Here is a 10,413-nt window from a genome sequence, read left to right on the forward strand (position 1 = left end):
CCGCCTTGCTTTAAAAAAGGGCCGAAAAATCTCGTCTTAAATGGCTATGAGCTTGGCGGCGGCTCGCTTCGCATTTTCGAGCGGGACGTGCAAGAAAAAATGTTCCGCGCCTTAGGGTTCAGCGAAGAAGAAGCGCGCCGCCAGTTCGGATTCTTGCTTGAGGCGTTTGAATACGGCACTCCGCCGCACGGCGGCATTGCGCTTGGCCTTGACCGGCTGGTGATGTTGCTCGCTGGGCGCACGAACTTGCGCGATACGATCGCGTTTCCGAAAACGGCGAGCGCGAGCTGCTTGCTTACCGAAGCGCCGGGGCCGGTCAGCGACAAGCAGCTCGAGGAGCTGCACTTGGCGGTTGTGCTTCCGGAAAACGAGTAACAGCGGCATCTGAAAAAGAAACGTTGGCAATAGATGTTCACAAAGGCTGAAAAATGTGTTACAATAAAACTAACAACCGTCCTAATGTGTTCGTCGGATCACTGATCGTTTTGACCGAACAGTTTATGATCCGGGAGCTCGGGGTTTCCAAGCGGCGTGCACGCCTCTTCGTCACAGGGGAAGCGCAAACCTTGGAACAGGGCACCCACCTATGGGAGAGCGGGTTCAAAACGAAGGCATCGACGGCACGATTGGGACTGGCGACATTAAGGAATCAACAACATTTCCCCTATGCGGATGGCCGCATAGGGGTTTTGTTTTGCCAGCAAAATGCCGTTGCCTCTTTTGCTGTCTTGATGGTAGGATAAAAAGCGGCATAAACATCAATTTTGAAGCAAACGGAGAGGAGAACGATGCTGCACCAATTTTCCCGCAATGAACTCGCGATTGGCCCTGAAGGGTTGGAACGCTTAAAAAACGCCACCGTCGCCGTCCTTGGCGTCGGCGGCGTGGGGTCGTTCGCCGTCGAGGCGCTCGCCCGTTCCGGCATTGGCCGATTGGTGCTTGTTGATCGCGATAACGTCGATATCACCAACATCAACCGGCAAATCCATGCGTTGCTCTCGACCATCGGGCGTCCGAAAGTGGAGCTCATGAAAGAGCGCATCGCCGACATCAACCCGGCGTGCGAGGTGATCGCTTTGCAAATGTTTTATACGGAAGAGACGTATGAGCAATTTTTCGCCTATGATCTGGATTTTGTCATCGATGCGTCCGACACGATTGTGTACAAAGTGCATTTGATGAAACAATGCCTCAAGCGCGGCATTCCGATCATCTCCAGCATGGGTGCGGCGAACAAAATGGATCCGACCCGGTTCCGCATTGCCGATATTTCGAAAACACACACCGATCCGATCGCGAAAGTCATCCGCGCCAAGCTGCGCAAAGAAGGGATCCGCCGCGGCATTCCGGTCGTCTTTTCCGACGAGAAGCCGGTGAAAATCCGCGAAGATGTCCGCCAGGTCGTCGGCAATGACGCTTCGCCGATCCGCAAGGCGAAAATGCCGCCGTCTTCGAATGCTTTCGTTCCATCAGTTGCCGGGCTCATTATGGCTTCCTACGTGATTCATCGTCTATTAGAGGGAATTCCCATAAGGCGCGTTGGCGACGATTGAACGACTCCACCTTCATTTCGAACAAAATGGGAAGGTGGAGATTCCTGTGAACATCGGTGCATTCACCGGTTTGTTAGCGGGCGCTGTCCGTCGTTCCAGCGGTGAAAACGTGTCCCGATGCTTGTTGGGGCACCTTCTTTTTTTTATGAATGGGCGAGCGATTCGTTCGATCCGTTCGCCTCGGCGGCAAACAGCTGGGCAAGAGAGAAGCGGTCGCCTTCTTCGGAAGCGAGCTGGCGGGCGCGGGCCATGATTTTCACGAGCGCTTCATAATCTTCTTGCACGGTGGTCTGCCTCGTTTCAAGGCGTTCGAGTTTTTGAGCAAGCTGTTCGTTCCGCGTCTGCCATTCCGCCCGCTCGCGTTTCAGGCGCTCGTTGTCCTGGCGGATCGCTTCCATCTCCTCGATGCCGCGCCGCAATGTTTGCAAAAATGAAATGCACTGCTCCAGTGTCAATGGGGCCGCCGGGAGAAAAGGCGATGACCCTTCGGCGCCATCCCGTTCTCCAGAAGGACTCCAAGCAGCAACCGTACTGTCTTTTTGCCACTTTTTCATCATTTCGAGCGCCCGTTTCCGTTCTTTCCGCTGCTTTTTTGCCTGTTCGATCGCCTCAAGGTACCGTTTGCGCACCTCGGCGTTCCAACGGAATCCGCATGCTGCCGCTGTGCGGTGCAGTTGTCTCCCAACGACTTCAAAAGCGGCAAGTTGCGTTTTTCCTTCGCGTATATATTGCAGCACCGTTTCAGCCAACAGTACATCTTCTTCATGTGACCAAGCATCCTGTCTTGTTTTCATGTTGTCCACCCCATCAATGGTAATGTTGATATGGTCATAGTTTTTCCGTTTGATTTCCACTTTAAACTTCGCCCTTTTCATTTTTCCCATTTTCATGTATCATAGAAATAGTTTTGTATGACCGGTCAGTTCAAAACAATTAGACTGATTGGTCAAAATCGTGGGATGAGAGGTGGCATGATGACGTTTTTGACCAGGTTCAGTTTGAAAAATGCGGCAGCTGTGTTTGTATGTTCGTTTTTGCTCATGTTTCTAGGACTGTATTCCTTCTCCTCCTTGAAGGTCGATTTGCTGCCGAACATTGAATTTCCCCAGTTGTCGATTGAAGTGGTCTATCCTGGGGCTTCTCCGCAAGACGTGAATGAGGAGGTCACGGCCAAGCTCGAGGAAAAACTGAAGTCCCTTGACGGGCTTAAGCAAATGCAGAGTTCTTCCTATGAAGGAATGGCCGTTATGAATCTTGAATTTCCGTTTCGGACGGATATGGAGAAAATGGAGCGGCAGGTCGAATCGCTCATTGATAAGGCAGGATTGCCCGATAATGTGCAAACGGAAGTCAATCGGTTTTCATTCGGTTCCATCCCGGTTTTCAACATTTCCTTGTTTGCCAAAAACGGAACCGATCTGCAAACGTTGCTGGAAACCGAAGTGATTCCAGAATTGAATAAAATCGACGGGGTGAATTCCGTTTCGATCGGTGGAGACAGCGAGCGCCTCATCCGGATCACAGTCGATCGGAAAAAGGCTGCTCAGGCGGGATTGAACTTGTCAGAGATTAAAAACCAAATCAATGAAAAGGTGTTGGCGTTCCCGGCTGGAACGTTGCAAACCGATACATGGCAAATTCCTGTTCGCGTCGAGGAAAAATTGAACACCATCCATGAGTTGAAAAATCTGAAGCTCGTGCCGACAGCTGTTCCTATGGCGGCGAATGGATTGCAGCGCGTTGCGTCCGTGAAGCTTGGGGATATTGCGACGATTGAGGAAGTCAACGAGCAAAGCGAATTCACCCGCTATAATTTGAAGCCATCGCTGTCGATGGCGGTGACGAAAAAACAAGATGCCAATACGATTGAAGTGGCAGACCAAGTGATCAAAGTGCTGAATTCCTACAAACATCAGTTTGATTATTCCATCGGGTTTGATTCGTCAGCTGGCATCAAACAATCCGTTGAATCGCTTGTCCGTGAAGGGCTGCTCGGGGCGCTGTTCGCTTCGCTGGCCGTCTTGCTCTTTTTGCGCAACGTTCGGGCGACTGTGATTGCCATCGTCTCGATTCCGCTCTCGCTGCTTGTATCGGCCATTTTTCTCAATCGTATGGATATTACCCTCAATGTCATGACGCTTGGCGGCATGGCCGTCGCCGTCGGCCGAGTCGTGGATGACAGCATTGTCGTGATCGAAAATATTTTCCGCCGCGTCCGCCGGGAGAAAACAGGCATGAGCGATGATTTAGTCGAGCAATCAACGAAAGAAATTGTCAAAGCGATTGTGTCCTCGACCATCACAACGGTTGTCGTCTTTTTGCCTCTCGGGCTTGTTGGGGGCATTACAGGGGAATTTTTCCTGCCTTTTGCCTTGACGATTACGTTTGCCCTGTTGGCCTCTTTGTTGGTGGCCGTGACAGTTGTGCCGATTTTAGCGAAATTTTCGTTCCGCCGTGTGCCGCCAGAGGAAAAAGAAGGAGCGCTTCAGCGTCTGTATGGCCGAATCATTGAATGGGCGCTCAACCATAAAGCGATTGTCTTTGTGTTGTCGGTTGTGCTATTGGTTGGTTCATTGACGCTCGTGCCGAAACTTGGATTTACGTTTTTGCCGAACGAAGAGCAGAAAACGCTGGTGGCGAGCATTGAACTGCCGGCTTCCACATCGGTGGCCAAAACGAATGATGTGTCGTTGGAGATGGAAAAGATGTTTTTAAAACGAAGCGATGTCGAGAGCGTCACCGCCGCGGTGGGAAGCCGCGATTTCCGCACAGGATTGAAGCGGCCCAATCAAGCCAGCTATTATATTCTATTAAAGGACAGCGCTGACACCGCGAAAACCGTGGCCGTTTTCGAAAAAGAAATGCGCCGCATCGCGAATCAGCTCGCGCCCGGGGCAAAAGTGGGCGTGCAAGAGATGTCGAGCGGAGGGCCGCCAACGAATAATAACGTGAATATTGACTTATACTCCAATGATTTGGAGGCGCTCCAAACAGCAGCCAAACAGGTCGAGACGTATTTAAAACAACGCGATGATGTCAAAGATGTGACGAATAACTTGACGGAAAAGCAAAAACAAGTGATTGTCGCCATTGATCCGGAAAAGGCGGCCGCTTATGGCGTTTCGGGCATGCAATTGCTGGGGGCGGTGGCCGATGCGACCAAACCGGTCGATGTGGGGACGCTGAAACTCGGCGGCAAGGATGAGCAAGTCGAACTTTCGTATGATGAAACGTTGGGATCGATCGATGAGTTGAAAGAGCTTCCGATCGTGACGAGAAACGGAGTGATTCCACTTTCAGCTGTCGCCGAAGTGAAAGAGGCGGACGTGTATACGTCCATTCAAAAGCTGGACGGAAAAGTGTTTGCCCGCGTATCCGCCCAGATTGTCGGCGACAACATTCAGAAAGTAACGAATGATATTTCGAAACATGTAAATGATTTGAAGATCCCATCCGATGTCACAGTGAAAACGGGCGGCGGAAGCGATGAGACGGTGCAGACGTTCCGCGAGCTCGGTGTGGCCATGGCGGCGGCCATCGGGCTTGTGTATTTGACGATGCTGATTACATTTGGCAAAGTGCGGGTGCCGCTGATCATTTTATCTTCCCTTTTGTTTGTTCCCATCGGTTCGCTGTTTGCTTTGTATGTGGCCGATGAGCCGCTTTCCATCAGCGTCATGATCGGCTTGTTGATGCTCATTGGCATCGTGACGACCAATGCGATCGTGCTGGTGGATCGAATCGGACAAAACCGCGAACAAAAACGGATGACGGTGCGAAGCGCCATCATTGAAGCCGGCAAAACACGGCTGCGGCCGATTTTAATGACAGCCTTTGCGACTGTGACAGCGCTCATTCCGCTTGCGCTGACGAATGAGGCCGGCACGTTGATTTCGAAAGGGCTGGCCATCACGGTCATCGGCGGCCTGACGTCGTCGACGTTATTGACGCTTGTGTTCATTCCTGCGATGTATGAGGCGTTTTTCTTCCGGACGGCAAAACGCGAACCGATGGCAAAATGACAGGGCTGGATGGCCGGATAACGGGCCGTCCGGCATTTTTTTTCATGGCAAGATCGACTATAATGGACATGAAGAAGGAGTAAGGAAGGAGAAAACATTGGGACGGAAAGAGGACATCATTGAAACGGCGATGAAATTATTCGCCGAAAAAGGCTATCACGCTACCTCCATGCAGGAAATAGCCGAGCGGAGCGGAGTAGCCAAAGGTTCGATTTACAATTATTTCAAATCAAAAGAAGAGTTGGCTGTATCGATTTTCCGCTACCATTATGAAGTCTTGTTTCGCCAGCTTAAACAAATCGAGGCTGATCCCGCCTTAACCGCGCGCGAGCGGTTTTGCCGTCAGTTGACTGTACAAATCCAGCTGTTTGACGAACATAAAGAGCTGGTGCAAATGCAGTTGGGCGAACAAGCTGTGAAGGTGAGCCATGAGGTGCAGCATCTGGTGTTTCGCATCCGCGCCCATACGCTCCACTGGTATCGCCGGGCGATTGAAGACATATACGGCGAACAAGTGCGTCCAGTTTCGTTTGATTGCGCGACGATGCTCAACGGAATGCTGAAAGAATATCTGATTTACTTGGCGGTAGACCGAAAGCCGCTGCTTCCTGAGAAGCTTGCCCCCTTCTTGCTCGATCGGCTTGATGCCATCGTTGCCAGCCTGCTTGACGGCAAGACGGGATTGCTCGATGAAACGGTGATGGCGGATTACATTGCTGCGGCGACCCAAGAGAGGAGTCAATGGAAAGAACGGGCCATCAGCTGTTTAGAGCGCATGGCGGCGCTGCGTCCGGTTGAAGACGATATTCTTCGCTCGCTGCGCTTATTGAAGGAAGAACTCGAGAAAGGGGAGACAGCTAGGCGGTTTATGGTGGAGGCGCTTCTGCTCTATTTGGCGAAATACTCGCTTCCGCTGTACAATGAGTTGAAGGAGGCCATTGAACGCTATTTTTATTAAAACCACCGATCTTCCCACGGGGAGACGCCCCATTCGCCGAAAATGAATAGGCGGCATCGGAGGATGTCTGTGAACATAGCGTCATCAATCTCAAGGAGGGGGTCGGCATGCCCAAAACGACGGAGCCGCTTGCTTGGCGGATGCGGCCGCGGACGATCGATGAGATCGTTGGGCAACAGCACATCATTGGCCCTAGTACGCCGCTTTATAAAATGGTCAAAAAAGGTCATGTTCCATCGCTTTTGCTTTACGGAGAGCCGGGGACAGGGAAGACGTCGCTCGCTTACGCCATTGCCCGCACCGCCGGGCGCGAATGGGTCGCTATCAATGCGACGGCCGCCGGCAAAAAGGAAATCGAAGAGGCAGTCGAAGCGGCGCGCTGGTCAGGGAACGTCGTGTTGTTTATCGACGAAATCCATCGGCTGAATAAAGCGCAGCAAGACGTTTTGTTGCCGCATCTCGAATCCGGGCTCGTGACCTTGATTGGCGCCACAACGGAAAACCCGTTTCACGAGGTCAATCCCGCCATTCGCAGCCGCTGCGGGCAAATCCAACAACTGAAACCGCTCAAGCCGGATGACCTCATGATCATTCTGAAGCGGGCGCTCGCTGATCCGGAACGAGGGGTCGGCGAGCCGCCGGTTGTCATTGACGAGTCGTTGTTATGGCGCATCGCCGAGGCAGCCGGTGGGGATGCGCGCGTCGCGCTTTCGCTTCTGGAGGCGGCGGTTGCGGCTGCCGATGAGCGCCACGGCCGCTTGTATATTGATGAGGATATCGTGGCTTCATGCACCGCAAACCGCGGTTTTACCCATGACAAATATGGCGATCATTATTATTCGTTGTTGTCCGCGTTTCAAAAAAGCGTGCGCGGCAGCGATGCCGATGCCGCGCTTCATTATTTGGCCCGTCTGCTTGAAGGCGGAGACTTGGCGTCCGTTTGCCGGAGATTGCTTGTGATGGCTTATGAGGACATCGGACTTGCCAATCCGATGATGGGAGTGAAAGTACAGGCAGCGGTCGAAGCGGCGGAACGCCTCGGACTGCCGGAAGCGCGCATTCCGCTCGCGGTTGTGACGATTGAACTCTGTTTAAGCCCGAAATCCAACAGTGCTTACAAGGCGCTGGACGCTGCCATTGCCGATGTCCGTTCCGGCAAGCTTGGCGATATTCCGGATCATTTAAAAGACGCTCATTACAAAGGGGCGGCTGCACTCGGGCGTGGACAAGGCTACTTGTATCCGCACGATTATCCGAACGGCTGGGTGGCGCAAGCGTATTTGCCCTCCGCTCTGGAAGGCGTCCGCTATTATGAACCGAAAGAGCATGGCGAGGAAAAACATTACGCCAAGGTGTACCGGCGGCTTGAGCAGTTGAAACAAGAGGTCAAGGTTCAGCCGTGAAGGGAAAGGGATTTTTATGATATAATAACACAGGCGTTTCATGCTCGCTTTGACCGAGCTGACCGGATGGAACGTGGCGTACATTCGCATCGGGATCGAAGCGTTCGTGCTGTTGGCCGGCTGGTTGCTCGGCGGCCCGGTGTCGTTTGGCACGTTCCTTTTTTGTGTGACGATCGGTTCGATGCCGGCTTGGCGCTGCCGCAATGCCAAAAGGTCGCAAGCCGCCTGCTTGGACCGGCCGCCGGCACTCGGACGCAAGGGTTAAGCGGTTAGGAGGGATATGAATGAAGATTTCGACGAAAGGCCGATATGGCTTGACGATTATGATTGAATTGGCCAAAAAATATGGCGATCGTCCGATCTCGCTTCGTTCGATCGCCAAGGCGAACAATTTATCTGAACATTATTTAGAGCAGCTCGTCACGCCGTTGCGCAACGCCGGGCTCGTCAAAAGCATTCGTGGAGCGTATGGCGGCTATGTGCTCGCTGAGCATCCGGCGAAAATCACCGCCGGCGACATTTTGCGCGTGTTGGAGGGGCCGCTGACCCCGGTCGAGGAGCTCGAGGAGGAAGAGCCGGCGAAGCGCGAGCTATGGATTCGCATCCGCGATGCGGTCGAGGAAGTGCTCGACAGCACAACGCTCGAAGATTTGGCGAAGTATAGCGACGGGGATGAAGGGGCATATATGTTTTATATTTAAGCAACAGAAAGGAAAGGAGAATGACCGTTGGAACGGATTTATTTGGACCATGCGGCAACTTCCCCGGTCCATCCAGACGTAGCTGCCGGTATGGTCCAGTGGATGACGGAACAGTTCGGCAACCCGTCAAGCATCCATCATTTTGGACGGCAGAGCCGCCGCGCGGTCGATGAAGCGAGGGCTGTTGTCGCCCGCTCGATTGGGGCGAAAGAGACGGAGATTGTGTTTACAAGCGGCGGCACGGAAGCGGATAACTTTGCGGTCATCGGAACGGCCATAGCGAACCGCGGCCGCGGCAATCATATCATTACAACCGCCATCGAGCATCATGCGGTGCTGCGCGCTTGTGAATATTTAGAGACGCAAGGGTTTGAGGTCACGTATTTGCCCGTTGACGAACAAGGGACGGTATCGGTCGAGGATGTCAAGGCCGCGCTGCGCGATGAGACCGTTTTGGTGTCGGTCATGTTTGCCAACAACGAAGTCGGCACGATCCAGCCGATTCGCGAAATCGGGGCGCTGCTTCGCGATCATCCGGCTTATTTCCATACGGACGCCGTCCAGGCGTACGGGCTTCTTCCGATCGATGTGAATGAATACGGGATCGATTTGCTGTCGATTTCCGCTCATAAAATCAACGGCCCGAAAGGAAGCGGGGCTTTGTATGTCCGGGAAACGGTCCGCATCACTCCGCTCCTTTTCGGCGGCGAACAGGAGCGGAAGCGGCGCGCCGGCACGGAAAACGTCCCCGGCATCATCGGCTTGGCGCAGGCGGCGGAAATCGCTGAGCGAACAAGGGAAGAGAAACGTCGGCAATATGCGGCGTGGCGCGAGGCGATGCTTGCGATTTTCCGCTCCTCAGGGATCGACTATGCGGTCAACGGCCGCCCGGATGGCCTGCCGCATATTTTGAATGTCGCCTTCCCGGGAACGAATGTCGAATCGCTGCTCGTGAACTTGGATTTAGCCGGCATTGCCGCCTCGAGCGGGTCAGCATGCACCGCCGGGTCAATCGACCCGTCGCACGTGCTTGTCGCGATGTGCGGAAAAGAGTCGGAGCGCATCCGTTCGTCTGTGCGCTTCAGCTTCGGGCTCGGCAATACGATGGAACAAATTGAGCGGGCGGCCGAGGAAACAGTGAAGATCATAAAGCGGCTCACAAACCGCTAAAGGGGGGAAACAGCATGAACAAAGCGCCGCACGAAACGCGCGTCGTCGTCGGCATGTCCGGCGGGGTCGACTCGTCGGTCGCTGCGCTGCTATTGAAAGAACAAGGATATGATGTGATCGGCATTTTTATGAAAAACTGGGATGACACCGATGAAAACGGCGTTTGCACGGCGACTGAGGACTACGAAGACGTCGTGCGCGTTTGCAATCAAATCGGCATCCCGTATTATGCGGTCAATTTTGAAAAACAGTATTGGGACAAAGTGTTTACGTACTTTTTGAATGAATACAAAGCCGGGCGCACGCCGAACCCGGACGTGATGTGCAATAAGGAAATTAAGTTCAAGGCGTTTTTAGAGCACGCCATGTCGATCGGCGCCGATTACATCGCAACCGGCCATTACGCCCGCGTCGAGTTTCGCGATGGCGAATATAAAATGCTGCGTGGAGCCGACCCGAACAAAGACCAAACGTACTTTTTAAACCAGCTCGGCCAAGCTCAGCTGTCGAAAGTGATGTTTCCGATCGGCCATTTGCAGAAAGCGGACGTGCGCCGGATCGCCAAAGAGGCTGGGCTCTTTTCGGCCAACTTTTGAGCCGGGAAAC

General features: G+C 53.3%; 9 protein-coding genes, 1 other RNA gene and 1 pseudogene. 10 read left to right on the forward strand and 1 reads right to left on the reverse strand.

Annotated features, from left to right (window positions below; translation table 11 throughout):
• The 3 genes from T260_RS0120745 to T260_RS125240 all read left to right on the forward strand — a co-directional run.
• Positions 1-375 (forward strand): amino acid--tRNA ligase-related protein (locus tag T260_RS0120745; RefSeq protein ID WP_031213052.1); only part of this gene is annotated, 375 nt, incomplete at its 5' end.
• Between the two features lie 75 nt (positions 376-450).
• A non-coding RNA gene (ssrS, locus tag T260_RS1000000139010) (6S RNA) lies at positions 451-637 on the forward strand.
• 151 nt (positions 638-788) lie between these two features.
• Positions 789-1,553, forward strand: coding sequence for a tRNA threonylcarbamoyladenosine dehydratase (locus T260_RS125240; RefSeq protein ID WP_014196406.1), 765 nt, complete (start codon positions 789-791; stop codon positions 1,551-1,553).
• Positions 1,554-1,696: 143 nt separating this feature from the next.
• On the opposite strand, the gene T260_RS125235 is transcribed toward T260_RS125240, so the two are convergent.
• A complete protein-coding gene (locus tag T260_RS125235) occupies positions 1,697-2,347 on the reverse strand; it encodes an RsfA family transcriptional regulator (protein WP_014196405.1) in 651 nt (216 codons plus the stop codon).
• A gap of 180 nt (positions 2,348-2,527) precedes the next feature.
• Between T260_RS125235 and T260_RS125230 the strand changes: the two genes are divergently transcribed.
• From T260_RS125230 to mnmA, 7 genes and pseudogenes are all read left to right on the forward strand, one after another.
• Complete coding sequence (locus tag T260_RS125230; protein ID WP_011232046.1) at positions 2,528-5,575, forward strand: efflux RND transporter permease subunit; 3,048 nt, start codon at positions 2,528-2,530, stop codon at positions 5,573-5,575.
• A 97-nt stretch (positions 5,576-5,672) separates the two neighbouring features.
• Positions 5,673-6,533: a TetR/AcrR family transcriptional regulator gene (locus T260_RS125225; RefSeq protein WP_011232045.1), complete on the forward strand. Its 861-nt coding sequence runs from the start codon at positions 5,673-5,675 to the stop codon at positions 6,531-6,533.
• A gap of 107 nt (positions 6,534-6,640) precedes the next feature.
• Positions 6,641-7,936: a replication-associated recombination protein A gene (locus T260_RS125220; RefSeq protein WP_011232044.1), complete on the forward strand. Its 1,296-nt coding sequence runs from the start codon at positions 6,641-6,643 to the stop codon at positions 7,934-7,936.
• A gap of 40 nt (positions 7,937-7,976) precedes the next feature.
• Positions 7,977-8,201: a hypothetical protein gene (locus T260_RS125215; protein ID WP_011232043.1), complete on the forward strand. Its 225-nt coding sequence runs from the start codon at positions 7,977-7,979 to the stop codon at positions 8,199-8,201.
• Positions 8,202-8,220: 19 nt separating this feature from the next.
• A complete protein-coding gene (gene cymR, locus T260_RS125210; RefSeq protein WP_011232042.1) occupies positions 8,221-8,637 on the forward strand; it encodes a cysteine metabolism transcriptional regulator CymR in 417 nt (138 codons plus the stop codon).
• A 27-nt stretch (positions 8,638-8,664) separates the two neighbouring features.
• Positions 8,665-9,807: a cysteine desulfurase family protein gene (locus tag T260_RS125205; protein ID WP_011232041.1), complete on the forward strand. Its 1,143-nt coding sequence runs from the start codon at positions 8,665-8,667 to the stop codon at positions 9,805-9,807.
• A 14-nt stretch (positions 9,808-9,821) separates the two neighbouring features.
• Positions 9,822-10,394, forward strand: a pseudogene (gene mnmA / locus T260_RS0120750) (tRNA 2-thiouridine(34) synthase MnmA); the annotation flags it as partial.
• Between the last annotated feature and the right edge of the window lie 19 nt (positions 10,395-10,413).

The sequence above is a fragment of the Geobacillus thermopakistaniensis genome, from assembly GCF_000498995.1.
GTDB lineage: Bacteria > Bacillota > Bacilli > Bacillales > Anoxybacillaceae > Geobacillus > Geobacillus thermoleovorans.

Bases quoted from the DNA above. Each gene is read 5' to 3' on its own strand.
- T260_RS125240 (WP_014196406.1), top strand. From the start codon at position 789: ATGCTGCACCAATTTTCCCGCAATGAACTCGCGATTGGCCCTGAAGGG.
- T260_RS125235 (WP_014196405.1), bottom strand. From the start codon at position 2,347: ATGAAAACAAGACAGGATGCTTGGTCACATGAAGAAGATGTACTGTTG.
- T260_RS125230 (WP_011232046.1), top strand. From the start codon at position 2,528: ATGACGTTTTTGACCAGGTTCAGTTTGAAAAATGCGGCAGCTGTGTTT.
- T260_RS125220 (WP_011232044.1), top strand. From the start codon at position 6,641: ATGCCCAAAACGACGGAGCCGCTTGCTTGGCGGATGCGGCCGCGGACG.
- T260_RS125215 (WP_011232043.1), top strand. From the start codon at position 7,977: ATGCTCGCTTTGACCGAGCTGACCGGATGGAACGTGGCGTACATTCGC.
- cymR (WP_011232042.1), top strand. From the start codon at position 8,221: ATGAAGATTTCGACGAAAGGCCGATATGGCTTGACGATTATGATTGAA.